Source organism: Streptomyces pristinaespiralis, assembly GCF_001278075.1.
Classification (GTDB): Bacteria; Actinomycetota; Actinomycetes; order Streptomycetales; family Streptomycetaceae; genus Streptomyces; species Streptomyces pristinaespiralis.
Window position 1 is genome coordinate 4,088,553 of record NZ_CP011340.1, and the last position, 26,429, is coordinate 4,114,981.

General features: G+C 71.5%; 19 protein-coding genes and 1 tRNA gene. 2 read left to right on the top strand and 18 right to left on the bottom strand.

Annotation, left to right across the window (positions count from 1 at the left end; translation table 11 throughout):
• Positions 1-89 precede the first annotated feature (89 nt).
• The 11 genes from SPRI_RS17240 to SPRI_RS17290 form a co-directional block, all read right to left on the bottom strand.
• Positions 90-163: transfer RNA gene (locus SPRI_RS17240), tRNA-Thr, on the bottom strand.
• A gap of 118 nt (positions 164-281) precedes the next feature.
• Entirely contained in the window at positions 282-1,823 is a 1,542-nt protein-coding gene (locus tag SPRI_RS17245) for an alpha/beta hydrolase (RefSeq protein WP_005314334.1), read from the bottom strand.
• 104 nt (positions 1,824-1,927) lie between these two features.
• A complete protein-coding gene (locus SPRI_RS17250; RefSeq protein ID WP_005314336.1) occupies positions 1,928-3,133 on the bottom strand; it encodes a DNA polymerase III subunit delta' in 1,206 nt (401 codons plus the stop codon).
• Between the two features lie 186 nt (positions 3,134-3,319).
• Positions 3,320-6,439, bottom strand: a complete 3,120-nt coding sequence (gene tmk, locus SPRI_RS17255) for a dTMP kinase (RefSeq protein ID WP_005314338.1) — start codon at positions 6,437-6,439, stop codon at positions 3,320-3,322.
• 156 nt (positions 6,440-6,595) lie between these two features.
• Positions 6,596-9,400 carry a type I DNA topoisomerase gene (gene topA, locus SPRI_RS17260; protein ID WP_005314340.1) on the bottom strand — a complete coding sequence of 935 codons (2,805 nt, stop codon included), beginning with the start codon at positions 9,398-9,400 and terminating at the stop codon, positions 6,596-6,598.
• 224 nt (positions 9,401-9,624) lie between these two features.
• Positions 9,625-9,822, bottom strand: coding sequence for a hypothetical protein (locus SPRI_RS17265; RefSeq protein ID WP_005314342.1), 198 nt, complete (start codon positions 9,820-9,822; stop codon positions 9,625-9,627).
• Positions 9,823-10,312: 490 nt separating this feature from the next.
• On the bottom strand, positions 10,313-11,812 hold the full coding sequence (locus SPRI_RS17270) for a DUF7059 domain-containing protein (RefSeq protein ID WP_053557075.1): 1,500 nt from the start codon (positions 11,810-11,812) through the stop codon (positions 10,313-10,315).
• Between the two features lie 267 nt (positions 11,813-12,079).
• Positions 12,080-12,667: a hypothetical protein gene (locus SPRI_RS17275; RefSeq protein WP_053557076.1), complete on the bottom strand. Its 588-nt coding sequence runs from the start codon at positions 12,665-12,667 to the stop codon at positions 12,080-12,082.
• A 199-nt stretch (positions 12,668-12,866) separates the two neighbouring features.
• Positions 12,867-15,272, bottom strand: coding sequence for a sodium-translocating pyrophosphatase (locus SPRI_RS17280; protein WP_005314347.1), 2,406 nt, complete (start codon positions 15,270-15,272; stop codon positions 12,867-12,869).
• A 572-nt stretch (positions 15,273-15,844) separates the two neighbouring features.
• Positions 15,845-16,288 (bottom strand): ATP-binding protein, encoded by a 444-nt coding sequence (locus SPRI_RS17285; RefSeq protein ID WP_005314349.1) that lies wholly within the window; start codon positions 16,286-16,288, stop codon positions 15,845-15,847.
• 111 nt (positions 16,289-16,399) lie between these two features.
• Positions 16,400-16,753 carry an STAS domain-containing protein gene (locus SPRI_RS17290; RefSeq protein WP_003967428.1) on the bottom strand — a complete coding sequence of 118 codons (354 nt, stop codon included), beginning with the start codon at positions 16,751-16,753 and terminating at the stop codon, positions 16,400-16,402.
• 78 nt (positions 16,754-16,831) lie between these two features.
• On the opposite strand from SPRI_RS17290, the gene SPRI_RS17295 reads away from it, so the two are divergent.
• Positions 16,832-19,315, top strand: a complete 2,484-nt coding sequence (locus SPRI_RS17295; protein ID WP_005314359.1) for a DEAD/DEAH box helicase — start codon at positions 16,832-16,834, stop codon at positions 19,313-19,315.
• Here the strand turns inward: SPRI_RS17295 and SPRI_RS17300 are convergent.
• From SPRI_RS17300 to ssd, 7 genes are all read right to left on the bottom strand, one after another.
• Positions 19,251-19,616 carry an Rv3654c family TadE-like protein gene (locus SPRI_RS17300; RefSeq protein WP_005314361.1) on the bottom strand — a complete coding sequence of 122 codons (366 nt, stop codon included), beginning with the start codon at positions 19,614-19,616 and terminating at the stop codon, positions 19,251-19,253. The two genes, SPRI_RS17295 and SPRI_RS17300, sit on opposite strands and share 65 nt — an antisense overlap.
• Positions 19,613-20,323: a TadE family type IV pilus minor pilin gene (locus SPRI_RS39975; RefSeq protein ID WP_005314363.1), complete on the bottom strand. Its 711-nt coding sequence runs from the start codon at positions 20,321-20,323 to the stop codon at positions 19,613-19,615. The genes SPRI_RS17300 and SPRI_RS39975 overlap by 4 nt, the downstream gene beginning before the upstream one ends.
• A 208-nt stretch (positions 20,324-20,531) precedes the next feature.
• On the bottom strand, positions 20,532-20,732 hold the full coding sequence (locus SPRI_RS17310) for a DUF4244 domain-containing protein (RefSeq protein ID WP_005314364.1): 201 nt from the start codon (positions 20,730-20,732) through the stop codon (positions 20,532-20,534).
• A 68-nt stretch (positions 20,733-20,800) separates the two neighbouring features.
• Positions 20,801-21,589 (bottom strand): type II secretion system F family protein, encoded by a 789-nt coding sequence (locus SPRI_RS17315; protein WP_005314366.1) that lies wholly within the window; start codon positions 21,587-21,589, stop codon positions 20,801-20,803.
• On the bottom strand, positions 21,586-22,422 hold the full coding sequence (locus SPRI_RS17320) for a type II secretion system F family protein (protein ID WP_005314369.1): 837 nt from the start codon (positions 22,420-22,422) through the stop codon (positions 21,586-21,588). Before SPRI_RS17320 ends, SPRI_RS17315 begins: the two co-directional genes overlap by 4 nt.
• Positions 22,423-22,436: 14 nt before the next feature.
• Complete coding sequence (locus SPRI_RS17325; protein ID WP_053557077.1) at positions 22,437-23,585, bottom strand: TadA family conjugal transfer-associated ATPase; 1,149 nt, start codon at positions 23,583-23,585, stop codon at positions 22,437-22,439.
• Positions 23,582-24,685, bottom strand: coding sequence for a septum site-determining protein Ssd (ssd, locus tag SPRI_RS17330; protein WP_037776466.1), 1,104 nt, complete (start codon positions 24,683-24,685; stop codon positions 23,582-23,584). Before ssd ends, SPRI_RS17325 begins: the two co-directional genes overlap by 4 nt.
• A 535-nt stretch (positions 24,686-25,220) precedes the next feature.
• On the opposite strand from ssd, the gene SPRI_RS17335 reads away from it, so the two are divergent.
• Positions 25,221-26,069, top strand: a complete 849-nt coding sequence (locus SPRI_RS17335; protein ID WP_005314378.1) for an HAD family hydrolase — start codon at positions 25,221-25,223, stop codon at positions 26,067-26,069.
• Positions 26,070-26,429 lie beyond the last annotated feature (360 nt).

Consider the following 26,429-nt stretch of genomic DNA (forward strand, 5'->3'; position numbering starts at 1 on the left):
CTCTCGCGGACCGCTCCCGCCGCCGTCGCCGTATCCGCAGAACGACGAAACCCCAGCTCAGCGAATCGCTGGGCTGGGGTTTCGAGATGAGCCGCCTTCGGGATTCGAACCCGAGACCTACGCATTACGAGTGCGTTGCTCTGGCCAACTGAGCTAAGGCGGCAAGCTGCCGGGGAGAAACATATCCTCGCCGAGGACACGCTCTCATCAGCAGCGGCGCCAAGTCTACAGGGTTCTCAGGGGTGCCCCGAACCACCTCCCGCGGGCCCCTGACGAGCACCTCAGCAGCGCGTGCCGTCCTTGGGGGCCTCGCCCTCCAGGAGGTAGGTGTTGATCGCCGTGTCGACGCAGTCGCTGCCCCGGCCGTACGCGGTGTGGCCGTCGCCGTCGTACGTCAGGAGCCGGCCGGACGACAGCTGGCCGGCGAGGCTCTCGGCCCACTTGTACGGGGTCGCCGGGTCGCGGGTCGTGCCGACGACCACGATCGGGGCCGCGCCCTTCGCCTCGATGGGGTGGGGCTTGCCGGTCGGGGGGACCGGCCAGTGGCCGCAGTTCAGGGCGGCCCAGGCGAAGCCGCGGCCGAAGACCGGGGAGGCCTTCTCGAACTCGGGGGCGGCGGCACGGACCGCGTCGGAGGTCTTGAAGGCGGCCGGCAGGTCGAGGCAGTTCACGGCCGCGTTGGCGAACATCAGGTTCGCGTAGGAGCCGTCGGCCTCGCGCTCGTAGTAGCTGTCGGCCATCGCCAGGAGCGGAGCGCCGTCGCCGTCCTGCGCGGCGGCGAGCGCGGTGCGCAGCTGGGGCCAGGCGCCGTCGTCGTACATCGCGGCGATCACGCCCGTGGTGGCCAGGGACTCGCCGAGCTCGCGGTCCTGGCCGGTGGGCACGGGAGAGGCGTCGAGCTTCGCGAAGAAGTCCTTGAGGCGGGTGGTCGCGTCGGCGACGGACTTCTTCCCGAGGGGGCAGTCCGCCTGCTTGACGCAGTCGGCGGCGAACGACTTGAACGCCGTCTCGAAGCCGGCCGTCTGGTCGCGGTTCAGCTCGCGGGCGGGCAGGGCCGGGTCCATCGCCCCGTCGAGGACCAGCCTGCCGGTCCGGTCGGGGAACAGCTCGGCGTAGGTCGCGCCGAGGAAGGTGCCGTACGACGCCCCGACGTAGTTCAGCTTCTCGTCGCCCAGCACCGCACGCGCGATGTCCATGTCCCGGGCCGCCTCCGTGGTGGAGACATGGGGCAGGACCTTGCCGGAGCGCTTCTCGCAGCCGGTGGCGAACTTCTCGTACGCCTGCTCCAGCGTGTCCGCCTCCGCGGCGTCGTCGGGCGTCTGGTCGACCTGGGTGTACCGGTCCATCTCGGGGCCGGACAGGCATTGGACGGGCTCGCTGCGCGCGACGCCGCGCGGGTCGACGGCCACCATGTCGTAGCGGGCGCGGACCGGGGCCGGGTAGCCGATGCCCGCGTACGCCTGGAGGTAGCCGACGGCCGAGCCGCCGGGGCCGCCCGGGTTCACCAGGAGTGAGCCGAGCCGCTTGCCGGGGCCGGTGGCCTTGGCGCGGGAGACGGCGAGCTTGATCGTCTCGCCCTCCGGCTTCGCGTAGTCCAGCGGGGCCTTCATCGTGGCGCACTCGAAATTCGGCACGCCGCACTCGCGCCAGTCGAGCTTCTGCCCGTAATACGGCGCGAGGGCCGCGGACGGCGCCGACCTGCCGGCCGTCCCTGGCGCCTCCGACTCACTCACGGAGGGGCCGCCGGTGGTGCATCCGGAGACGAGCAGGCCGACCGTGGCCAGCGGGAGGGCGTACGTGCGGAGCAGGCGCCTGGTGTCCATCCAACGGAGCGTAACGGCAGCGGGCGGCCGTTGCCCGTCCCGGCTCGCAGGGGTGAACCGGTCAACCGAACGGTGATCCGCGTCGCAGCCGTCGGCGGGCGGCTTCAGCCCGCCCGCAGCGCGACGGTCATCGCCTCGACCGCCAGCAGCGGCGCGACGTTGCGCTCCAGCGCCTCACGGCAGGCGACGATCGCCTCTATCCGGCGCAGCGTGCTCTCAGGGGTGGAACTGCGGGCGATGCGGTCGAGCGAGTCGCGCACGTCCTCGTTGGCGAGGGCGACCCGCGAACCCATCTGGAGCGCGAGCACGTCCCGGTAGAAGCCGGTCAGGTCCGTCAGGGCCAGGTCGAGGCTGTCACGCTGGGTACGGGTCTTGCGGCGCTTCTGGAGGTCCTCGAGCTCCTTCATCAGGCCGGCCGTCCCGCGCGGCATCCGGCCGCCCTCCGACGCGCCCAGCGCCGCCCTGAGCTCCTCGGTCTCCTTGACGTCGGTGTCCTCCGCGACCTGCTTGGCGTCGTCGGCGGCCGCGTCGACCAGTTCCTGGGCAGCCCTGAGACAGCCTCCGATGTCCTCCACGCGCAGGGGCATCTTCAGAACCGCGCTGCGACGGGCCCGGGCCCGCTCGTCCGTGGCCAGGCGACGGGCCCGGCCGATGTGCCCCTGCGTGGCGCGGGCCGCCGTCGCGGCGAGGTCCGGCTCGACGCCGTCCCTCCTGATCAGTACGTCGGCGACGGCGGCCACCGGCGGCGTGCGCAGGGTCAGGTGGCGGCACCGGGAGCGGATGGTGGGCAGCACGTCCTCGACGGAGGGCGCGCACAGCAGCCACACGGTCCGGGGGGCCGGTTCCTCCACGGCCTTCAGCACGGCGTTGGCCGACCGCTCGTTCAGCCGCTCGGCGTCCTCGACGAGGATCACCTGCCAGCGGCCGTTCGCCGGCGCGGTGAACGACTTGCGGACGGTGTCCCGCATGTCGCTGACGAGGATCTGCGTGCCCGTGGCGGCGATCCAGCTCACATCCGCGTGCGTGCCGATCAGGGCGGTGTGGCAGCCGTCGCAGAACCCGCACCCGGGCGTGCCGCCCAGTGCCCGGTCCGGGCCGGTGCACTGCAGGGCAGCCGCGAAGGCACGTGCCGCGGTGACGCGCCCCGAGCCGGGAGGCCCGGTGAACAGCCAGGCGTGCGTCATCTTCGACGCGGGCGGCACCGGCTCCCCCGCGGCGTGGGCGGTGACGTGTGCGTCGGCGTCGCGCGCGGCGGCGGAGAGCTGCTCCTGGACGCGCTCCTGGCCGACCACGTCGTCCCATACGGCCATGTGCCGTCACCGCCCTTTCCTGCTGCGGTCTCCCATTGTGGCGGAGGGCGCCGACAGTGCCGTCCACCGGCGTCCCGCCGCCCGGTCCCACAAGACTCGCGCGTCCCCTGCGTCCCGTGAGCCACGCCTCCCGGAACACGAAGAGGACCGGGCACCTGGCCCGGTCCTCTTCGATGGCGTCCGCCGTCACCCGCGGCGGCCCCGGCGTCCGCGGCCGCCGTCGTTCTCGTCGTCCTCGTGCGGGCCGAGGAGTTCGTCCGCGAGCGTCGGCAGGTCGTCGAGCGGTGTCTCCTCCGCCCAGTCCGAGCGGCGGCGCGGGCGCTCCGCCGAGGGATCCACCTGAGGCAGTTCGGTGGTGCGCTCGTTCCCGCCGCCGACGCCCCGCTCCTCGTGCTCGTCACGGAAGATGCCCGGCGGCACACGGTCGGCCGGGCCGGCGTCCCGTACCGGAGGCAGTACCGCTGTCTCGTCCGCCGCACGGGCGTCGCGGACCGGCGGCAGCATGGTGGTCTCCGCCTCGTCGGGGACCTTGGGCAGCATGGTGGTCTCGGTCTCGTCCGGGACCTTCGGCAGCACGCTCGTGGCGTCGTGCGAACCGCCCGGCACCGGGACCTCCTGCGTGACCTCGTCCGGCTTCACGACCGGCGTGGTCACCGTGGTCTCCACGGCCGACGCGGCGGCGGCCGCGGCAGCGGCGGCCTCCGCCGCCCGGCGAGCCTGCTCCGCCTTCAGCAACGCCTCCTCGGCCTTGCGCTGCTTCTCGAGGCGGCGCTCCTCCGCCTCCTTGCGCAGCCGGGCCTCTTCCTCGGCCTGCTTGCGCAGTCGTTCCTGCTCCGCCTGGCGTGCCCGCTCCTCGGCCTCGCGGCGCTGCCGCTCCTCCTCGGCCCGGCGGCGTGCCTCCTCGGCGCGCTGCCTGGCCTCCTCGGCCTGACGCTCCGCCTCGCGCTGCCGCGCCTCTTCCAGCTCGCGGCGCTTGCGCTCCTCCTCCTCGGCCCGGAGCTTGGCGAGCTGTTCCTGCCGCTCCCGCTCGAGGCGCTCCTCCTCGGCCTTGCGCGCGGCCTCTTCCTCCGCCTTGCGGCGGGCTGCCTCCTCGGCCGCCTTGCGGGCTTCCTCCCGCGCCTTGATCTCGGCGTCCGACAACGGCAGCAGCTGGTCGAGCCGGTGCCGCACGACCGTGGTGACCGACCCGGGCTCCTGTCCCGCGTCGACGACCAGGTAGCGGCCGGGGTCGGCCGCGGCCAGGGTCAGGAAGCCGGAGCGGACCCGCTGGTGGAACTCCGCCGGCTCGGACTCGAGCCGGTCCGGCGCCTCGGTGAAGCGTTCCCTCGCGGCCTCGGGCGAGACGTCGAGGAGCACGGTCAGGTTGGGCACGAGACCGTCCGTCGCCCAGCGCGAGATCCGGGCGATCTCGGTCGGGGACAGGTCGCGGCCGGCGCCCTGGTAGGCCACGGACGAGTCGATGTACCGGTCGGAGATGACGATCGCGCCCCGGTCGAGGGCCGGGCGGATCACCGAGTCGACGTGCTCCGCGCGGTCGGCCGCGTAGAGCAGCGCCTCCGCGCGGTTGGACAGACCGGCGCTCGAGACGTCCAGCAGGATGGAACGCAGCCGCTTGCCGACCGGGGTGGCACCGGGCTCGCGGGTGACGACCACCTCGTGGCCCTTGGCGCGGATCCACTCGGCGAGCGCCTCGACCTGGGTGGACTTTCCGGCTCCGTCGCCGCCTTCGACGGCGATGAAGAATCCGCTCGTCGCGGGGGCCTGCCCCGGGTCGGCGCCGCGGCGCAGCGCGTCGCGCAGGTCGCGGCGCAGCGGCACGCCGGAACGGTCGTCCGTCTTGGCGAGCACGATCGCGGCCACGGGCAGCAGCAGTGCTCCGACGAGCATGAGCGTGAACGCGGCCCCGCCGTGCGCGAAGACGAAGTCGCCACCGGCCAGCCGGTGCGGTCCGATCGCGGCGGCGAGCAGCGGGGCGGCGACCGCGGCCAGCCCGATGACGACGCGGACGACCGCCTGGAGGTGGGTGGCGAGCCGGGCCCGCCGGAAGTCCTCGGTCTCCTGGTCGGCGAGCGCGTGTCCGGTGTTCGCGGCGATGCCCGCAAAGACGCCGGCCACCGCGGCGAGGAACAGTCCGGTCGCCGTGTCGGGCACGAGACCCAGCGCGAGCAGGGCGACTCCGGTCACGGCGAGCGCGAGGGCGAGGAGCCTGCGGCGGGACAGCGAGGGCAGTACGGCGCCCGCCCCGCGGATGCCGGCGCCGGTGCCGCCGACCAGCGCGAGGATCAGCAACGAGAAGGTCACCGGGCCGCCACCGAGGTCGACGGCGTGCAGCACGGCGACCGCCGCGGCGGAGGCGACGGCCGCGGTGACGGAGGCGCAGGCCAGTACGAACAGCGGTATGGCGCCGGTGCGGCCCTTGTCCGGCCCCTCACCCCTGGACGGCCGCCGCAGACCCTCCAGCGGCGAACGGGGCCGGGGCGTCTGCGAGCCGGGCAGCTCGACGAAGTAGAGGATCGAGACGGACGCGGCGAACAGTCCGGCCGCGAGGTAGGAGCCGAGGGCCGCCTGGTGCCGGGAGAACCACTCGACGCCCGTGCCCAGCAGGTTGCCGATCAGCGTGGCGACCAGGAGGGCCGCGGCCGCGGCGGGTACGACGGCGAAGGCGGTGCGCAGCCACAGCGTGCGCAGCGACTCGAGGTGGTCCGGCAGGGGCCGTACGGAAGCGCCCTCCGGCGGCGGCGCGGGCAGCAGCGCGGGCGCGGCGCCTTCGCGGGCGACGGTCCAGAAGCGTTCGGCGACGCCGGTCAGGAAAACGGTGACGAGCAGGATCGCCAACGCGTTGTCGGGCGTCCAGTCGAGCCACAGCGGCGCCACGACGAGCAGCGCCAGACGCAGCCCGTCGGACCCGATCATGGTCCAGCGCCGGTCGAACGGCCCGCTGGGCGCCGTGAGCGAGGTCATCGGACCGAGGAGCACGGCTCCGAAAAGGAGCGTCGACAGGACCCGGGCGCCGAACACGGCGGCGACCGCGAACGCGGCCCCGCGGTATCCGCTGCCGAAGGAACCGGACTCCACCGCCGCCTGGAGCGTCAGCAGGAGGAGCACCAGCACGGCGAGTGCGTCCCCGATGCCGCCGACCACTTGAGCGTTCCACAACCGCCTCAGGGGCGGATGGCGCAACAGTGATCGCACGGCCCGTTCACGTGAGTCCGTGGCAAGTGCATCGGAACCCGATGCGTCGGAGGCAGTCTGTGAAGCGGTGCTCATGACCGCCTGCTGCTCGGCTGGCTGCTCGGCTCGCGTCATTCGGCCAGCCTATCCGGAGCGTGGTGCTCCCCGGAGGGGTGTCCGAACATACTGGCGCTCTTGTGGCAAGGGTGTGAAGTTCCCCCGACCGCGAAGTGCGCGATCACATGACGAAGCGGGGCGGTCTCCTCATGAGGAGACCGCCCCGCCGTCCGGCTACTCGTCCGCCGACGCGGCCGTCTTCTTGGCCGCCGACTTCGCGGTCGTCTTCTTGGCCGTCGTCTTCTTCGCGGCGGTCGTCTTCTTGGCGGCGGTCTTCTTCGCCGCCGTCTTCTTCGCCGGAGTCTTCTTCGCCGCCTTCTTGGCGGGCCCCTTCGCCCGCTTCTCGGCGAGCAGCTCGTAGCCGCGCTCCGGGGTGATGTCCTCGACGCTGTCGCCGGTCCGCAGGGTGGCGTTCGTCTCGCCGTCCGTCACGTACGGGCCGAACCGGCCGTCCTTGACGACCACCGGACGCTCGCTGACCGGGTCGGTGCCCAGTTCCTTCAGCGGCGGCTTGGCGGCGGCCCGCCCACGCTGCTTGGGCTGGGCGTAGATCGCCAGCGCCTCTTCCAGCGTGATGGAGAAGAGCTGCTCCTCGTTCTCGAGGGAGCGCGAGTCGGTGCCCTTCTTCAGATACGGGCCGTAGCGGCCGTTCTGCGCGGTGATCTCGACGCCCTCTGCGTCGGTGCCGACCACACGCGGCAGGGACATCAGCTTGAGGGCGTCCTCGAGGGTCACCGTGTCCAGGGACATGTTCTTGAAGAGCGAGGCGGTGCGCGGCTTGACCGCGTTCTTGCCCGTCTTCGGCGTGCCCTCGGGCAGCACCTCGGTCACGTACGGGCCGTAGCGCCCGTCCCTGGCGATGATCTGGTGGCCGGTGGCCGGGTCGGTGCCCAGCTCGAAGTCGCCGCTCGGCTTGGCGAGCAGTTCCTCCGCGTACTCGACGGTGAGCTCGTCGGGTGCGAGGTCCTCGGGGACGTCGGCGCGCTGGTGGCCCTCCGCCTCCTTCTCGCCGCGCTCGACGTACGGCCCGTACCGGCCGACACGCAGCTTGATGTCGTTGCCGACGGGGAAGCTGGAGATCTCCCGGGCGTCGATCGCGCCGAGGTCGGTGACCAGTTCCTTGAGGCCGCCGAGGTGGTCGCCGTCGCCGTTGCCCGCCTCGGAGGCGGCGCCGGCGGCGTCGCCTTCACCGAAGTAGAAGCGCCTCAGCCACGGCACGGCCTGGGCCTCGCCCCGCGCGATGCGGTCGAGGTCGTCCTCCATCCTCGCGGTGAAGTCGTAGTCGACGAGCCGGCCGAAGTGCTTCTCCAGCAGGTTGACCACGGCGAAGGAGAGGAACGAGGGGACGAGGGCCGTCCCCTTCTTGAAGACGTAGCCGCGGTCGAGGATGGTGCCGATGATCGAGGCGTAGGTCGACGGGCGGCCGATCTCGCGCTCTTCCAGCTCCTTGACGAGGGACGCCTCGGTGTAACGGGCCGGCGGCTTGGTCGCGTGACCGTCGACCGAGATCTCCTCGGACGACAGGGCGTCGCCCTCCGCGACCTGCGGCAGGCGCCGCTCGCGGTCGTCGAGCTCCGCGTTCGGGTCGTCGGCGCCTTCGACATAGGCCTTCATGAAGCCGTGGAAGGTGATCGTCTTGCCGGACGCGCTGAACTCGGCGTCCCGGCCGTCCGAACCCCGGCCACCGATCTTCACGGTGACGGAGTTACCGACCGCGTCCTTCATCTGAGAAGCGACGGTCCGCTTCCAGATCAGCTCGTACAGCTTGAACTGGTCACCGGTCAGGCCGGTCTCGGCGGGGGTGCGGAAACGATCACCCGACGGGCGGATCGCTTCGTGCGCCTCCTGCGCGTTCTTGACCTTGCCGGCGTACACACGCGGCTTCTCCGGCAGGTAGTCGGCGCCGTACAGCTGCGTCACCTGGGCACGGGCCGCGGCGACGGCCGTCTCCGACAGCGTCGTGGAGTCCGTACGCATATAGGTGATGAAGCCGTTCTCGTACAGCTTCTGGGCGACCTGCATGGTCGCCTTCGCCCCGAAGCCGAGCTTCCGCGACGCCTCCTGCTGGAGCGTCGTCGTACGGAACGGTGCGTACGGCGAGCGGCGGTACGGCTTGGACTCGACCGAGCGGACCGCGAACGACGCGCCTTCGAGCGCCGCCGCGAGGGACCGGGCGTTCGCCTCGTCCAGGTGGAGGACCTGGGCGGACTTGAGCCGGCCGTCGGAACCGAAGTCGCGGCCTTGTGCGACACGCTGCCCGTCGACCGTGTTCAGACGGGCGGTCAGCGTGGACGGGTCGGACGGGTCACCGGCCCGGCCGGTGGAGAACGTGCCGGTCAGGTCCCAGTACTCGGCGGAACGGAAGGCGATCCGCTCGCGCTCCCGCTCGACGACGAGCCGGGTCGCGACCGACTGCACACGCCCGGCGGACAGCCTGGGCATGACCTTCTTCCACAGGACCGGCGAGACCTCGTAGCCGTAGAGGCGGTCGAGGATGCGTCGGGTCTCCTGGGCGTCGACCATGCGCTTGTTCAGCTCGCGCGGGTTGGCGACGGCGTCCCGGATCGCTTCCTTGGTGATCTCGTGGAAGACCATCCGGTGGACCGGGACCTTGGGCTTGAGCACCTCGAGGAGGTGCCACGCGATGGCCTCGCCCTCGCGGTCCTCATCGGTGGCGAGGAAGAGCTCGTCGGATTCGGCGAGCTGCTCCTTGAGTTTCCTGACCTGGGCCTTCTTGTCGGCATTGACGACATAGATGGGCTGGAAGTCATGTTCGACGTCGACGCCGAGCCGCCGCACCTCGCCGGTGTACTTCTCCGGCACCTCTGCGGCACCGTTCGGCAGGTCGCGGATGTGCCCGACGCTCGCCTCGACGACATAGCCAGGGCCGAGGTAGCCCTTGATCGTCTTCGCCTTGGCAGGCGACTCGACGATCACAAGTCGGCGGCCGCCGTGTGCGGTCTCGCTGGTCGGGGACAACTTCGCTCTTCTCTCCGGTCGACGCTCGATGGGCGCTCACGGCGGGTGCGGCACGTGGTCCTGTGCCTGGTCGCACTGCTGTGACGCTGCTGTCGCTGCGGAGTGTGACGGTACAACCCGCCCCCGTGTCAAACGGCAAAAGCCCGCAACGGCCACTCGAACGGTAACCCGAGTCCAGCCGTTCCTGCCGCCCGGACCCGGCACGTCGTCTCCCGGGGACCGGCTCAGAGGCGGCCGAAGCACCACACGGCGAGAGTGAGGAACACCGCACCGAACAGCATCCCGAACGTCACGCCCGTGGCCGTGGCCACTCCGTGCGCGACGGGCCGACGATGCAGCGCGCGCGTCCCCGTCCACAGCAGCAGCGCGGCCCCGAACAGCGCGAATGCCGTTCCGGCGAAGATCGCTGGCCCGCTCTCCATGCCCGTACCCGGTCCTTTCCTGGTGACGAGGTCCCTGTGCAGGGCGAGGCTGGCACCCCTGGGCGTCGCAGGCACGAATTCCGGGTGAACGCCACGTGGGGTTCACCCGCCCGGTCGCGGTCGAAGTCACACGACGGACGGGGGCGACGTCAGAGGAAAAGAGACCGCAAACCGAACCTTGGCCGGATTTCCCCGTCGATTTCCGCCACCACCGCGAGCGGGGCCAACGGGGGCGACGTGAGCGATGCGGTCCCCTCCTGGCGATCTCGCCCCGTCGCCGGGCACGGCCACCGCGGTCCAGGGCGGTCCCTCCGCCGCCGGGCGCGGTCGCGGCGGTCCCCCCGTCACCGCGGCCGTCTCACCACGGACCTCCTGTCGCGGCGCCGGCCCTCAGCGCGGACCTCCTGTCGCGGGGCCGAACCTCACCGCGGGGACCTTCTGTCGCGGGCCGGCCTCTCCTGGCGCGGGGCCGGACCTCACCGCGGACCTCCTATCGCGGGGCCGGCTCCAGGAAGCCTTCCTCGATCAGCAGCCGCAGCGCCTGCGGGGTGCGGTCGCGCAGCAGGACCGGATCCTCACCGAGCAGCTGGGCGATGGCGTCGAGGATCTGCCCGGCGCTCAGGCTGCCGTCGCACGCGCCCGCGAAGCCGGCGCCCACCGTGTCCACCTTGGTCGCACGGCGCATGCCCCGGTTCTGGCGCAGCACCACATGCTCCGGGTCCTCCGCGCCCGGCATTCCGACCTGCTCCTGCATGATCTCTTCGGTCAGCACGAAGTGATCCGCGAGCAGCGCGGCGTCGTCGCGCTCACGCAGATAGTCCTGCCGGGCGAAGTGCGCGCGCACGGTGTCGCCGAGCGGCTGCTCGACGGGGTGCGGCCACTCCTCCGTGACGATCGAGGGGCGTTCGGCACCGGACTTCCGCAAGGTGATCCAGCCGAAGCCGACCGACTTCGTGCGACGGGCCTCGAACTCGTCCAGCCACGCGTCGTACCGCGCGGCGTACCGGTCGGGGTCGGTGCTGTGGTCCCCGCTGTCGCGCAGCCAGAGCTCCACGTACTGCGTCACGTCCTGCACCTCGCGCTGCACGATCCACGCGTCACAGCCGGGCGGCACCCACGAGCGCAGCCGGTCCTGCCAGTCCTCTCCTTCCACGTGCTGCCAGTTGGCGAGGAACTGGGCGTGACCGCCGTCGTTGAGCCTGTCCCCCGCCTGCTGAACGAGGGAGCGGCACAGATCGTCCCCGCCCATCCCGCCGTCCCGGTAGGTCAGCCGGGCACCGGGAGAGATGACGAACGGGGGGTTCGACACGATCAGGTCGTACGTGTCGGAGCCCACCGGCTCGAACAGCGAACCCTCCCGCAGGTCGGCCTCCCGCGCGCCGGACAGGGCGAGCGTGAGCCGGGTGAAGTGCAGGGCGCGGGGGTTGAGATCGGTGGCCGTCACCCGCGTCGCGTGCTGGGCGGCGTGCAGGGCCTGGATCCCGGAACCGGTTCCCAGGTCCAGCGCGGACCCGACGGGCGTGCGGATCGTGATGCCGGCGAGCGTGGTGGACGCACCGCCGACGCCGAGGACCACTCCCTCGCCCTGGCCGCCGGCCCCGCCGGCTCCGCCGACCGCGCATCCGAGGTCGGAGACGATGAACCAGTCCTGCCCCTCCGGCCCGCCGTACGGACGGACGTCCACGGTGGCCCGCACCTCGTCGCCGTCCTGCTTCACCCAGCCGTCGGTGAGGCACTCCTCGAGAGGGAGCGCCTTGCGGGCCCCCTCGAGGGGCACGGCGCGCTGGAGCAGGAACAGCCGGACGAGCGTCTCCAGGACGCCCTCCCCGCGCGTGGCGCGCAGGGCGGGGACGGTCTCGCTGCGGGCGAGCGCCGCGTAGGCGGGCGCGCCGAGCAGGTCGAGCAGCCCATCGGCGGTGAAGGCGGCCAAGAGGAGCGCTTCACGCAGCCGGGGCGCGTGGTCGGGCACGGGGAGGCTTGTCGTACTCACCCGCCCATTGTGGCCGCCGCGAGGGACGGCCGCCGCGCGGCCCGGCGCCCCACCGGGCCGCCGACGCGCACGGGGCGGCTGTCGTCACTGCTCAACGGCAACCGTCGCACCGGACGGGGAGCGCCCTCCGCCCCGGCACCAGGGCGCATGTACCTTGCGCGACCACGACGCACGGGTCGGGCGAGCGCCCTCGGCCCGGCGCCGGTCGGCCGACGCCTCGCCGGACGACGGCGAGCCGGGCGCCGTTGAGGCACGGCGCCGGGGCGGCTACGCCTTGCCCGACGACGGCGACGCGCCGCCCGCGGGGCTCGAGGTGTCGGCGCGCTGGCAGCCGGGCTGCTTCGCCATGGCCTTGCCCAGCTCCCCGGACTGCAGCTTCGCCAGCGCCTCTTGGTCCATGCGCTCGATCTTCTTCAGCCCGTCCGCGACCGTTTGCAGGCCGTCGGCGAACTTCTGCTGGTTCTTCGGGTCGAGTTCGTCGACCTTCTTCTTCAGGTCGAGGTAGGCGGCGGCGGTGGCGTCGAGTTCCTTCACCGCGTCCTGCTGGAGCTTCTCGCCGTTGTCGACCGGGGGAACGCCGGCGTCCCTGACGGCCTTGGCGAGCGCCTTGTCGGCAGCCGCGATGTCCGCGAACGCCTTGGAGTCGGCAGCCTGGATGTCCGCGGGCTTACCGTCCGCAGCCGTCGAGATGATGGCCTGCTGTGCGTCGGCCCTCTTCTTGATCTGCGGCTGCGCCTGGTCGCAGACGTCCTTCGCCCAGGCGTTCACCTTTTCCTCGCTGTCGTCGCCGCAGCCCGACAGCGCCAGTACCAGTACCGCGCCGCCGGACAGGGCGGCCGCAAGCTTCTTGTTCACCGGATTGGTCCCTTCCAAGGCCTCTCGGCCCCGGAACATACACGCCAACTGGGCGACAACCGCGTGTCGTGCGTCCGGTTCGTTACCCATTAGAGCCATTTGCACCAAGAGAGACAAGGCTCACCTTGAGCGGTGATCCACACACGGACGGGCGGGCGGCACGTCAAGCCGTGCCGCCCGCCCGTCTGCTGATCCGACGTCAGGAAACCACCGCCGGATCGGTCGGCTTCGCGCTGCGCTCGGCAGCCCCGGAGTCGTCGCCCACGGCGATGCCGCGCCGCTTCGAGATGTACACGGCACCGACGATGATCAGGATCGCCAGGACCGCGACCACCGCACGCACCCCGGCGCTGGCGTCGTCCCCGTAGCTGAACTGGATCACGGCGGGCGCGATGAGCAGAGCGACCAGGTTCATGACCTTCAGCAGCGGGTTGATCGCCGGGCCGGCGGTGTCCTTGAACGGGTCGCCGACCGTGTCACCGATGACGGTGGCCGAGTGCGCCTCGCTGCCCTTTCCGCCGTGGTGACCGTCCTCGACGAGCTTCTTGGCGTTGTCCCACGCACCACCGGAGTTGGCGAGGAAGACGGCCATCAGCGTGCCCGTGCCGATCGCGCCCGCGAGGAACGACCCGAGTGCGCCGACCCCGAGCGAGAAACCGACCGCGATCGGTGTCAGCACGGCGAGCAGGCCCGGTGTCGTCAGCTCACGCAGCGCGTCCTTGGTGCAGATGTCGACGACGCGCCCGTACTCCGGCTTCTCCGTGTAGTCCATGATCCCGGGGTGCTCGCGGAACTGCCGCCGCACCTCGTAGACCACGGCGCCCGCGGACCGGGACACGGCGTTGATGGCCAGCCCGGAGAAGAGGAAGACGACCGCCGCGCCGAGGACCAGGCCCACCAGGTTGTTGGGCTGCGAGATGTCCATCACCAGGTTCATCGGGGCGCCGTCGCCCAGCTTCTCGCCGACGTCCGTCGCCGCCGTCGCGATGGCGTCGCGGTACGAGCCGAACAGCGCCGCCGCGGCGAGCACGGCGGTGGCGATCGCGATGCCCTTGGTGATGGCCTTGGTGGTGTTGCCGACGGCGTCCAGGTCGGTCAGGACCTGGGCACCCGCACCGGTGACGTCGCCCGACATCTCTGCGATGCCCTGCGCGTTGTCGGACACCGGGCCGAAGGTGTCCATGGCCACGATCACTCCGACGGTGGTGAGCAGACCCGTGCCGGCCAGCGCCACCGCGAATAGCGCCAGCATGATCGACGTGCCGCCGAGCAGGAAGGCCCCGTAGACGCCGAGGCCGATCAACAGGGCGGTGTAGACGGCCGATTCGAGACCGATGGAGATGCCGGCCAGGACGACGGTGGCCGGGCCGGTGAGCGACGACTTGCCGATGTCGCGCACGGGGCGCCGGTTGGTCTCCGTGAAGTAGCCGGTCAGCTGCTGGATCAGCGCCGCCAGGACGATGCCGATCGCGACGGCGACGAGCGCCAGTACCCGCGGGTCCCCGTCGTGCGCGCGGACCGCCGCGTCGCCGACCCCGTCCAGCTCGGCGTACGAGCCCGGCAGATAGACGAACGCGGCCACTGCCACCAGGACGAGTGAGATCAACGCGGAGATGAAGAAGCCGCGGTTGATCGCCGTCATCCCGCTGCGGTCGGCGCGCCGCGGGGCGACCGCGAAGATACCGATCATCGCGGTGACCACGCCGATCGCCGGGACGATGAGCGGGAAGGCGAGCCCGGCGTCGCCGAACGCGGCCATGCCGAGGATGAGGGCCGCGACGAGCGTGACGGCGTACGACTCGAAGAGGTCGGCCGCCATGCCCGCGCAGTCGCCGACGTTGTCGCCCACGTTGTCGGCGATCGTGGCGGCGTTGCGCGGGTCGTCCTCGGGGATGCCCTGTTCGACCTTGCCGACGAGGTCGGCGCCGACGTCGGCCGCCTTGGTGAAGATGCCGCCGCCGACACGCATGAACATGGCGATCAGCGCCGCGCCGAGACCGAAGCCCTCGAGCACCTTCGGTGCGTCCGCCGCGTAGACGAGCACGACGCAGGAGGCACCCAGCAGGCCGAGGCCCACCGTGAACATGCCGACCACGCCGCCCGTACGAAAAGCGATCTTCATGGCCTTGTGCGATACGGCTGTGAGATCTTTTTCCGGTTCGCCTTCCGCCGGGGTGGCTTCACGCGCGGCAGCGGCGACGCGCACATTGGCCCGCACGGCGAGGCGCATGCCGATGTATCCGGTGGCCGCCGAGAAAAGCGCACCCACCAGGAAGAACACCGAGCGGCCGGCGCGCTGCGCCCAGTCGTCGGCCGGGAGAAGCATCAGCAGGAAGAACACCACGACGGCGAAGACGCCGAGAGTGCGCAGCTGCCGTGCCAGATATGCATTCGCGCCTTCCTGTACCGCGGCCGCGATCTTCTTCATGGAATCGGTGCCCTCGCCCGCGGCCAGCACCTGGCGTACCAGGAGCTGGGCGACCACGAGCGCTGCCAGGGCGACGGCCGCGATCACAATAACGATCAGTCGGTTGTCATCCGTGAGTACCGCGGCTGCGAGAGAAGTGGGGTGATCGATCAGGTGTGGGTTGAAGAGCCCCGCCATTCGTCCTCCTTGACGTCAGAGCTCAAGATGTGGACGGATTGTAGGGAGCGGAACCTGATCAAAACAGGGTGCCGTAAATGTAATTGACCTTGACTTGCTACTCAGCAAATGATCGGGCTCCAAAATGATCCCCGAAAGCGGTAACGGGGCAAAAGCATTGACGCCCGAACGATGATCTAGAAAATACGAAAGAGGCCCTGCTCAGCAGGGCCTCTTTACGCCGGAACACTCCAAAATGATCAGCACACAATGCGACCGGCTCCCCTGACGTCGCTGCTCCGCCCTTCCGGCACACCGCTCCCAGGACTGTCCGGTCCTGCACGGTCGGATCCAGGCGTGACGACTCAGGGAGCGTCGATCAGTGGGTGCGTGACGGCCCAGGACGACGGGCCCGTGCCGATCGCTCTGAGGAACGACGGGCCGCTGTGCGACGGTCTCGAGCCGACGGGCCCGACCAAGGGCAGCCGACGGCTCCCGGGCAGCAACTCAAGGGTGACGCTCAGGGCTGAAGGCTCAGGGCGCGACGCTCAGGGTGACTACTCAGAGCGGTGGCGACTCAGACCGGTGGCGACTCAGGGCGTGATGGCGAACGACGCCGCCGGCCAGCTCATACGGATGACCCCGCCGTCCTCGGTGGAGGAAACCTCCACGTCGTCGACGAGGCCGCTGATGACGGCGAGACCCATCTCGTCCTCGCCCTCCGCGTCGAAGTCCTCGGCTCCCTCGCCACGTCCACCGGACACGGCCGTGGAGCCGGCGCCCGCGCTCGGGACCTCGTCACCGACCTCGATGGAGAAGATCTTCTCCTCGTCGGCCAGGACCACCCTGACGGGCGCGGTGATGCCATGGCTGCGGTGCAGCCCGACAGCACGGCTGCAGGCCTCTCCGACGGCGAGCCGGACCTCGTCCAGCACCGCCTCCTCGACCCCGGCACGACGAGCCACGGCAGCGGCGACCAGTCTCGCCGTCCTGACGTGTTCGGGCTGGGCGCTGAAGCGGAGCTCAACGGTGGCCATGCAGTCCCCCTCGGACGTACGGGCGTGCCTCTCGACGTACGGGCGTGCCTCTCAGAGGCCCGGGCTGGATGCCCGGGGCCCCTCCTGCTTCCGGCAGTCTCCGGCCGACCGTCAGTCGGTCGCCGCGACAGCTTCGTCGACCGTGGTGTGAATGGGGAACACCTTGGTCAGACCCGTGATCCGGAAGATCTTGAGAATGCGCTCCTGGTTGCAGACCAGGCGCAGGGAGCCCTCGTGCGCACGCACACGCTTGAGCCCGCCCACGAGCACGCCGAGGCCGGTGGAGTCGAGGAAGTCCACGCCCTCCATGTCGACAACCAGGTGGTAGCTGCCGTCGTTCACCAACTCGACCAACTGCTCGCGCAGCTTGGGCGCGGTATACACATCAATCTCGCCACCGACCTCGACGACCGTACGGTCGCCACCAGGTCCGGACACATTGCGAGTCGACAGGGACAGGTCCACGGATCCTCCAGCACCTTGCTATCGAGCGGCCGCCCTTCAAGTCTCCCCGACGGAGCCGGAGGACGGTCGCCAGCCGCGATGGCATTCAATCACTTACCAGCAGCCATGCACGACGCCTTGGGACCATTGTCCGTCACGCCAGTGACACACTCGGTGCCGATGGCCATGAATCACCGTCCCAGTCGACCGCCCGGGAGCGTGGAAAACCGCCCCTCCCCCAGCACGGTCCTCGACCGGCTCGCCGCTGGTGCGAGCCGGGCTGCGCGCATCACTCATACGGAGCACCTGCCCCCTCGACCGGGCAGGCATGCAGTCTGGCCGGACCGCATCCGGGCAGAAGTGATCAGCGCCGTCCGGGATGCCGGAATCGAGCACCCCTGGGCCCACCAGGCGACCGCCGCCGAGCACGCCCTGGACGGCGAATCCGTGGTCATCGCGACCGGGACGGCGTCCGGCAAGTCGCTCGCCTATCTGGCCCCCGTGCTCAGCACCCTCCTCGACGGCGCCGAGGCGGCCAACGGCCGGGGCACCACCGCTCTGTACCTCGCGCCCACCAAGGCTCTCGCGGCCGACCAGCGACGCTCGGTGAAGGAGCTGGCGGCCCCTCTCGGCAACCGGATCCGGCCCGCCGTCTACGACGGCGACACGCCGGTCGAGGAACGCGAATGGGTGCGCCAGTACGCCAATTACGTCCTCACCAACCCGGACATGCTGCACCGCGGGATACTCCCCGCCCATCCACGCTGGTCCTCCTTCCTTCGCTCACTGCGGTACGTCGTGATCGACGAGTGCCACACCTACCGCGGCGTGTTCGGCTCCCATGTGGCCCAGGTGCTCCGGCGCCTTCGCCGGCTGTGCGCGCGCTACGGTGCGAATCCGGTCTTCCTGCTCGCCTCCGCCACATCCGCGGAACCGGCCGTCTCCGCGGGCCGGCTCACCGGCCTGCCCGTGCACGAGGTCGCGGACGACGCGTCCCCGCGGGGAGAGCTGGTCTTCGCGCTGTGGGAGCCGCCGCTGACCGAGCTCCAGGGCGAGAAGGGCGCGCCGGTGCGCCGCACCGCGACCGCGGAGACCGCCGATCTCCTGACCGATCTGACGGTGCAGGGCGTCCGCAGCGTGGCCTTCGTACGCTCCCGCCGCGGCGCCGAGCTGATCTCCGTGATCGCCAAGGAGCGCCTCGCCGAGGTGGACCGCTCTCTGCCCCGGCGTGTCGCGGCCTACCGGGGCGGCTACCTCCCCGAGGAGCGCCGGGCGCTGGAGAGAGCCCTGCACTCCGGGGAACTCCTCGGTCTGGCGGCCACCACCGCACTGGAGCTGGGCGTGGACGTCGCCGGCCTGGACGCCGTCGTGATCGCCGGATACCCGGGCACCCGGGCCTCCCTGTGGCAACAGGCGGGCAGGGCGGGCCGTTCGGCCGAGGGCGCCCTCGCCGTGCTGGTGGCCCGTGACGATCCGCTGGACACGTATCTCGTCCATCACCCCGAGGCCCTGTTCGACCGTCCGGTGGAATCCACCGTCCTCGACCCCGACAACCCCTACGTGCTGGCCCCCCACCTGTGCGCGGCAGCCGCCGAGCTTCCGCTCACCGAGCCCGACCTCGAGCTCTTCGGTCCTGGCGCGGCGGACCTCATGCCACAACTGGAGGCGGCGCGGCTGCTGCGGCGGCGGGCGTCCGGCTGGCACTGGACCCGTCGTGAGCGGGCCGCCGACCTGACCGACATCCGGGGCGGCGGCGGGCGCCCCGTCCAGATCGTCGAGTCCGCCACGGGCCGGCTGCTCGGCACCGTCGACGAGGGCGCCGCCCACACTGCGGTCCACGACGGCGCCGTCCACCTGCACCAAGGCCGTACGTACCTGGTCGAACGACTGGTCCTGGAGGACTCCGTCGCCCTGGTGAAGGAGGCCGGCCCGCCCTACTCGACCACCGCCCGTGACACCACCTCCATCTCCGTACTCGAAACCGACGTCGAGGTCCCATGGGGTGACGGTCGCCTCAGCTACGGCTCCGTCGAGGTCACCAACCAGGTCGTCTCCTTCCTGCGGCGCAGACTCATCACCGGTGAGGTCCTCGGCGAGTCCAAGCTCGACCTGCCTCCGCGGACCCTGCGCACCCGCGCCGTGTGGTGGACGGTCACCGAGGACCAACTGGACGCCGCCCGCGTCAACCCGGAGCAGCTGGGCGGAGCCCTGCACGCCGCCGAGCACGCCTCCATCGGGATGCTGCCCCTGTTCGCCACGTGCGACCGCTGGGACATCGGAGGCGTCTCCGTACCGCTCCATCCGGACACACTGCTGCCGACCGTGTTCGTGTACGACGGACATCCGGGCGGGGCGGGCTTCGCCGAGCGGGCCTTCCACACGGCCCGCGAATGGCTCACGGCCACCCGGGAGGCGATCGCCTCGTGCGAATGCGAGGCGGGCTGCCCGTCGTGCATCCAGTCGCCCAAATGCGGCAACGGCAACGATCCGTTGCACAAGCGCGGCGCGGTCCGGCTGCTCACCGAACTGCTCCGGACAGCGCCGGCGGCTCAGGAGACTCCGACGGCCCCGCCCGGGCCCTGACCGTCGGGGCGTACGGGCCGAAGCGGGCCAGCGCCGTCACGTCCGCGGTCTCGCCCGCCACGGAGCACCGGACGATCCGAGCTCCCTGTGCGTCCGCCACCCGGCCGGCCGTCGCACAGGCCTCGGCCGTGCCCCGCAGAGCGTTGTCGGCCGCGGCGAGGGCGGCGAGGTCGGCCGCCGCTCCCGCCCGGTGGCGGGCGACCACGGCCTGGCCCATCGCCAGGATGATCGCGAACACCGCACAGAGCACAGTCGTCGCCATCGCCACCCACACGGTCGCCGAGCCACGGTCCTCGCTCACGGCACCACCTCCACGGTCGCCGCTGTGGCGGTGCCGAGCCGTTCAGGGCGTTCCGCTCCCGGCGCACCGACGACGCGGACAGGACCTGTGTCGCTGCCGCGGCCCCCTCTGTCCGCGCGAAACAGCACGTGGGCGCCTCCCCGCTCCTGAGCGCCGCCCCGGTGTCGGCGGACCAGGGAGGCCTGGGCGGGGCCTGAGACCGCCACCAGGGCCGGAGGCGGGGGCAGCACGGCGATCCGGGCGGTGCCCTCGGGTGCCCCGTCCGGTGACGCCTGTCCTGCGGGGGCTTCGGGACCGGTGGCCCGCCTGACGACGACGTCTGGTGCGACGGCCTTCGGCCCCGGCCCGGCTGTGGTCTGGAGACCGCTTTCCCGCCCGACGAGGGCGCCCGGCACAACCGCCTTCGGCCCTCGACCCACGGTGTCCTCGGCGAGCGCGGCCGCTTCCGCGCTGAGCGTCAGGGCAAGCGCGCCGGGCCCGGGCGTGTCCGCCTCGACGCGTACGCGCCACAGGTCACCGCTGCGCGTAAGGGTGATGTCGGATCCGCTCGGTGCCGCGGAACGGGCAGCGGCGACGGCCGCGGCCCGAGGCTCCGACCGGGCCGCCGCACGAGCACCGGCCCGCGCGGCGTCCACGCACTGGATCTGCGCCGAAGCCGCCATCAAGGCCCAGACCAGGCCCATGGTGAACACCACCAGCGCCGGCACCGCGACTGCGGCCTCCGCAGTAACGGACCCCCTCTCCCCGAACTCCTTGCCGCAACTTTTGTCTTGGATGTTGTCCCGCCCTGGGCCCCCTTCGGCGCCCGCCGATGTCCCTGCCTTCGAGACCGCGCCGGCTCCTGGCCGCGCGACTGTCCTTGCCCACGGGGCTGCCCCTGCCGCCGCGCCCGCGCCTGCGCCCGCGGGCGCTGCCTCAGAACTGCGCATCGAGCGCCTTCCCGATCACGGCTTCCAGGGCTCCCGATACGGTGCCGCTGGTGACGATCTTGTAGAGGACCGCCGCGAAGGCGCACGCGGCGATCGTTCCCATCGCGTACTCGGATGTGGTCATTCCGTCGTCGGTGCGCATCCTGCGCCTCAGCGCAGTCAGCCGAACCCGCATCGCCTGCCACATGTCGAACTCCCTGATGTCGAAATTGCCGTCTCTGTCGTGGAGTTGGTCGGTAGTGGGGTTGTTGGCCGTCAGTTGCCGTGCAGCAGCCCGCCCGCCAGACCGATCACGACGGGCGCCACGCCGACCGCGAGGAAGGCGGGCAGGAAGCACAGCCCCACCGGTGCCGTGATCAGCACCTGCGCCCTGCGCCCCCGGCCGGCCACGGCGCGGGCACGCTCCGCACGGAGTCGCCCGGCGAGCCGGGACACCGGATCCGCGGCCGGCGCTCCGGCGGAGTCGGCCCGCTCCAGACAGCGGGCCAGCGGCTCCGCGCCCGGTATCTCACCGAAGCAGCCCCACGCAGGCGACGGTTCGGCACCGAGCCGCAGCTGTGCGGCAGTTCGTGCGAGGCCGGCGCCTACCGGACCACCCAGCGATTCACCGACCGCCTCCGCCGCCTCCCGCGGGCTCGCTCCGGCGGAGATACACGCGGCCATCAGATCTGCCGCCAGGGGCAGTTGGCGGGCCGCCTCCTTACGGGCGTCGGCCGCGGGTGTGCCGGCACCTGTCCGCTTTTCTCGGCCCCGCTGCCACCGACGCACTCCCACGGCGGCGACAAGTCCCACCGCGCCGCCCGTCGCCCCGCCGATCAGGAACCAGCCGACGACTGCCACGCCCAGCGGCGCCGCCCAGGGTTTGGCCCAACGCCCTAAGTCGACTCTCCGGCGCGGAGCTTCGGGCCCGGCCCGCAGCAGGGCCGCACCTCTGGTACGCGCTCTGCCTTCTCGCCGCTTCGCCGCCGCCAGGGAGACGAGGCAGGCCAGCGCGGAGAGAATCGCCGCCGTCGTCCCCAGCCTGTGGACGGCTTCGCCGTTCATGCCTCTTCTCCGGCGCGTACGATCCGTCCGGCCCAGCACAGCCCCGCTGTCTCGAGCAGCCCTCCGATCACCAGACAGGCGATACCTGCCGGGCTGTGGAACAGCACGTGCAGTGGGTCGGCTCCGAGAGCCCAGCCCATGGCCAGACCCGCGACCGGCAGCAGTGCCAGCAGCACGATGGTCGACCAGGCACCGGCCAACTGTGCTGCCAGCTCCTCCCGTTGATCCATCTCGGCACGCAGGGACGCCTCCAGGCGGTCCAGTCCGGCCGCCAGACCGGCACCACCGTCCACCGCGACCCGCCAGCACGCCGCCACCCCGGCCAGTCCTTCCGCACCCGGCTGTCGTGCCGCCGACCGCAACGCCTCGGGCACGTCTCCGCCGAACCTCGCCGCCGCCAGCACCCGGGCCTCCGCGTCACCGAGGACGTCCGTCGCCCCCACGGCGAAAAGCAGTGCCTGTGCGGGCTGCAGTCCGGCCCTCAGCTCCCCGGCCGTCGCCCCGCACAGACCGATGACCCCTCGGGCCCGTCGGTCCTCGTCCCTCCGGCGCTCCCGGGCCCGCAGCCACCGCCGCACCAACGGCACGGCGACGGCTCCCGCTGCCAGCGGCAGCGGGGATTCGCCGGCGACGGCCACCGCCACTCCCGCGGGTAGGCACCACCACTCCTTGCGGAACGTGATCACGGGCAGCAGCCCTCTCCAGGACCACCACGGAGGCAGCACCGCCGCCCCCGGGCCGGCGAGCATCAGCCGCGCCCTGCGCAGCGCCCGCTCCTGCCCAACGGTCAGCAGCCAGGTGGCCGCGACCAGGCACAGCGCCGCCGCGCACATCGACTGGACGACCGTCACAGCGCATCACCGACCAGGGCCCGCAGCCGCTCCCAGCCCGCCTCTGCCGCGAACGCCCCCTTGGCCCATCTCAGGGCCGGCACGGTCACCACCAGTCCCGCGGCGTCCCGCTCCAGCACATGGATCTCTGCCAGCCGCCGCCTGCCTGCCCCGTCCCGCACGAGGTGGATCACGACCGCGAGGGCGGCTGCCAACTGGCTGTGCAGCGCGGCCCGATCGAGCCCGGCGGCGGTGCCCAGCGCCTCGAGCCGAGCCGGAACGTCCGCCGCCGCGTTCGCATGGACAGTGCCGCAGCCGCCTTCGTGGCCTGTATTGAGGGCCGCCAGAAGCTCCGTCACCTCCGCGCCCCGGACCTCTCCGACCACCAGCCGGTCGGGGCGCATCCGCAGCGCCTGTCTCACCAGGTCCTTCAGGGTCACGCGACCGGCGCCCTCCTGGTTCGCCGTGCGCGACTCCAGCCTCACCACATGCGGGTGCTCGGGTCGCAGTTCGGCCGAGTCCTCGGCAAGGACGATGCGCTCCCTGTCCCCGACCATCCCCAGGAGGGTGCTCAGCAGCGTCGTCTTCCCCGAACCGGTCCCGCCGCTGATCAGGAACGAGAGTCTGGCCTCGATCAGCGCCCGCAGCAGCCTGTCCCCGCCGGGCGGCACCGTGCCGGCGGTGACCAGCTCTCCGACGGAGAAGGCTCGGGGCCGCACGACACGCAGCGAAAGGCACGTCGAGCCCACGGCCACGGGAGGGATCACGGCATGCATCCGTGTCCCGTCGGGCAGACGGGCGTCCACCCAAGGGCGGGCGTCGTCCAGCCGCCGCTCCGCCACAGCGGCGAGCCGCTGGGCCAGTCTGCGCACCGATCCCGCGTCCGCGAACGTCACCTCGGTGAGCTCCAGGCCCCTGCCCCGGTCCACCCACACCCGGTCGGGCGCGGAAACCAGCACGTCCGTCACCGACGGGTCGGCCAGCAGCGGCTCCAGCGGCCCCGTGCCCACCAGCTCGCAACGCAACCGCTCTGTGCCGCCCAGCACTTCGGCGTCGCCCAGCAGGCGGCCCTGCGCCCGCAGTGCCGCGGCCACGCGGGCCGGTGTGGGCTCCGCACCGCTCTCCGCCAGGCGCTGCCGTACGGCCTCCAGCAGTCCGGAGCTCATGCGACGCCCTCCCCCACCAGCGCGCGCTCCCAGAAGGCGGTGCAGAACCTGGCAAGCGGTCCGCGGCCACTGGCGCCCGGTGGCGCTCCGGCGATCTGCGCGGCCACGAGTCCCGGCTCCGTCGGAAGTTCACCGGCGAGCGGCAGTCCGAGGGCACCCGCAACCCACTGCTCGTCCAATCCCGGCGCGTACGGCCCGCGGCACACCACCCGCAGGTCCGCCAGGACCATGCCCACGGCGGAGGCCACCCTGTTCGCGGCGGCGACCGCTCGCAGCTCGCCCGGTACGACCAGCAGACCCAGATCGAGCTGTGCCAAGGCCTCAGCCACCCCTTCGTCGACCCGCCGTGGCAGATCGACGACCACCACTCCGCCCCGTCGGCGGGCAGCCGCCAGGACGGACCTCATGGCCTCCGGGGGAACGACGACGGAATCACCGCGGTCCCAGCTGAGCACGCGCAGCGCATGCAGCTCGGGCAAGGACTCCTCCAGCGCACCTCCGGCGACACGGCCCTTCGAAGCGGCGAAATCCGGCCATCGTCTGCCCTCCGTGTGCTCGCCTCCGAGGAGCACGTCCAGGCCTCCGCCGAGAGGGTCGCCGTCGACGAGCATCGTGCGCCGCCCGCCGCGGGCGGACGTCACCGCGAGAGCGGTGGCCAGGGTCGAGGCCCCGGCGCCGCCGCGACCGCCGATCACCCCCACGGTCAGCGCCTGGCGTCCCACACCTTCGACCACGTCCGCGATCCGGTCGACCAGCCAGCTCTCCGCGTCGGGGAGGCGCAGCACGCAGTCGGCCCCGATCTCCACGGCTCGCCGCCACACGTCCGGGTCGTCCTGGTCCCTGCCCACCAGGAACACCCCGCGCCTGCGCGAGGCTCCGCGGCAGCGCGCGGCGGCATCGTCGCCGACGAGGACGAGCGGTGCCTCCTCCCAGCCGCCCTTCCGCTCGGGCAGCGAATGGTGGACCTCCGGCTCGGCACCCGCCGCCGCGCACAGGCGCAGCAGATCGTCGAGCAGCTCCATGTCCTCGGTGACGATCAAGGGCCCGCCAGGCCGCTCCTCCGCGGCACGCGGGCGGTCCGATGTGATGGATCCGGCCACGATCTCCACCCCTTCCCTCTGCGATCTCGCATCGCTTCGAGATCCGTGATTCCTTCGGCCCGCGAGTTACGCGGCTGGAATCACGGTGCAGCCCGGTGAAAAATCGTGTGGATCTTGCTGAAAAGCTGTGGACAACTCGCCACTTGTGAATATCCCGGTAGCTCATACCGGTGAGTCCTTGATGGTCCATGGACGGATCTCGGAGCGACTCTGCAGACTCTCTGGAAGACTCTCGGAGAGCAGCCCGTCGACTACGGTCAGTGACGAATTCGGGGGTGAGCCGTCCGGTACCGCTCAGAACCATGGAGGGGCGAAACGATGGCGCCCGAGGCGCGGGATTACCGGGAAAACGTGCCCGGACATGCGACGACCCCCGCCGGGGGGGAGAGCGGGGGTCGTCTCTCCGGCCGACTCGGGGGGGGAGGAGCCGGACCGGGTTAGCACGGTCGCGAACGATCCGTGACTTCCATGGTGTACCCGAGAGCCTTCTCAGGCAAACCCACAGGCCCCAGCGTACGCCGAATGGCGGGCACATATGCTCTGCCTCGTGGAAAACCACTCCTTGCCGCGCACAGCCGCCTTCTTTGACCTGGACAAGACGGTCATTGCGAAGTCATCGACTCTGACCTTCAGCAAGTCCTTCTACCAAGGCGGGCTGATCAACCGGCGCGCCGTACTGCGTACCGCCTATGCCCAGTTCGTTTTTCTCGCGGGCGGCGCGGACCACGACCAGATGGAGAGGATGCGCGAGTACCTCTCCATGCTCTGCAAAGGCTGGAACGTCCAGCAGGTCAAGGAGATCGTCGCCGAGACGCTCCACGACCTCATCGACCCGATCATCTACGACGAGGCCGCCTCGCTCATCGAGGAGCATCACGCCGCCGGCCGCGACGTGGTGATCGTCTCGACCTCGGGCGCCGAGGTCGTGGAGCCGATCGGCGAGCTGCTCGGCGCCGACCGCGTGGTGGCCACCCGCATGGTGGTCGGCGACGACGGTTGCTTCACCGGCGAGGTGGGCTACTACGCGTACGGGCCCACCAAGGCGGAGGCGATCCGGGAGCTCGCCGAGTCCGAGGGGTACGACCTCGCACGCTGTTACGCCTACAGCGACTCGGTCACCGACGTACCCATGCTCGCGGCCGTGGGGCATCCGTACGCGGTGAACCCGGGGCGTGGACTCCGCCGCGAAGCGGTCCTGCGGGACTGGCCGATTCTCGACTTCCACCGTCCGGTGCGGTTGAAGCAGCGACTGCCCGGTTTCTCGATGACACCGCGGCCGGCCCTGGTGGCAATGGCCGCCGTCGGAGCGGCAGCGGCCACGGCGGGGCTCGTCTGGTACGCCAGCCGCCGGCGGACCTCCGCCGCACAGGCTTCCGCCGGCTGACGCCCACCGCCTCCAGCGCACGGGTGCCTCGGGGCTTCCGGCGCGGGGCGGTCCAGGCAGATCAGCGGCGATCCGGTTCGCCCGTATTTGAACCTAAAAGTAAAGAACTGCAGGCAGGGCTTTCCGATCCGTGGCCGCAGGAGTACAAAGGAGTCACGGCCCGCGAGACCGAGGACATCCGAAAGGATCATCTGTAACGCAGTAAGGCCCCACGGACCGAGCATGAAAACTGAGCACCCACGCGACGTCGACCCGTCGATTACGGGCCAGCCGCACCAGGTAACGGGCAAAGTTCCCGACCTGATGGGCAACATTTCGAGGACGCATGGTAACTCGGGGCTCATGCCAGCGGCGGTACCG

Excerpts from the sequence above, each read along its gene's own strand:
- SPRI_RS17245 (WP_005314334.1), bottom strand. The coding sequence starts at position 1,823 with ATGGACACCAGGCGCCTGCTCCGCACGTACGCCCTCCCGCTGGCCACG.
- SPRI_RS17250 (WP_005314336.1), bottom strand. The coding sequence starts at position 3,133 with ATGGCCGTATGGGACGACGTGGTCGGCCAGGAGCGCGTCCAGGAGCAG.
- tmk (WP_005314338.1), bottom strand. The coding sequence starts at position 6,439 with ATGACGCGAGCCGAGCAGCCAGCCGAGCAGCAGGCGGTCATGAGCACC.
- SPRI_RS17265 (WP_005314342.1), bottom strand. The coding sequence starts at position 9,822 with ATGGAGAGCGGGCCAGCGATCTTCGCCGGAACGGCATTCGCGCTGTTC.
- SPRI_RS17280 (WP_005314347.1), bottom strand. The coding sequence starts at position 15,272 with ATGGCGGGGCTCTTCAACCCACACCTGATCGATCACCCCACTTCTCTC.
- SPRI_RS17285 (WP_005314349.1), bottom strand. The coding sequence starts at position 16,288 with ATGGCCACCGTTGAGCTCCGCTTCAGCGCCCAGCCCGAACACGTCAGG.
- SPRI_RS17295 (WP_005314359.1), top strand. The coding sequence starts at position 16,832 with ATGGCATTCAATCACTTACCAGCAGCCATGCACGACGCCTTGGGACCA.
- SPRI_RS17310 (WP_005314364.1), bottom strand. The coding sequence starts at position 20,732 with ATGTGGCAGGCGATGCGGGTTCGGCTGACTGCGCTGAGGCGCAGGATG.
- SPRI_RS17315 (WP_005314366.1), bottom strand. The coding sequence starts at position 21,589 with ATGAACGGCGAAGCCGTCCACAGGCTGGGGACGACGGCGGCGATTCTC.
- SPRI_RS17320 (WP_005314369.1), bottom strand. The coding sequence starts at position 22,422 with ATGTGCGCGGCGGCGCTGTGCCTGGTCGCGGCCACCTGGCTGCTGACC.
- SPRI_RS17325 (WP_053557077.1), bottom strand. The coding sequence starts at position 23,585 with ATGAGCTCCGGACTGCTGGAGGCCGTACGGCAGCGCCTGGCGGAGAGC.
- SPRI_RS17335 (WP_005314378.1), top strand. The coding sequence starts at position 25,221 with ATGCTCTGCCTCGTGGAAAACCACTCCTTGCCGCGCACAGCCGCCTTC.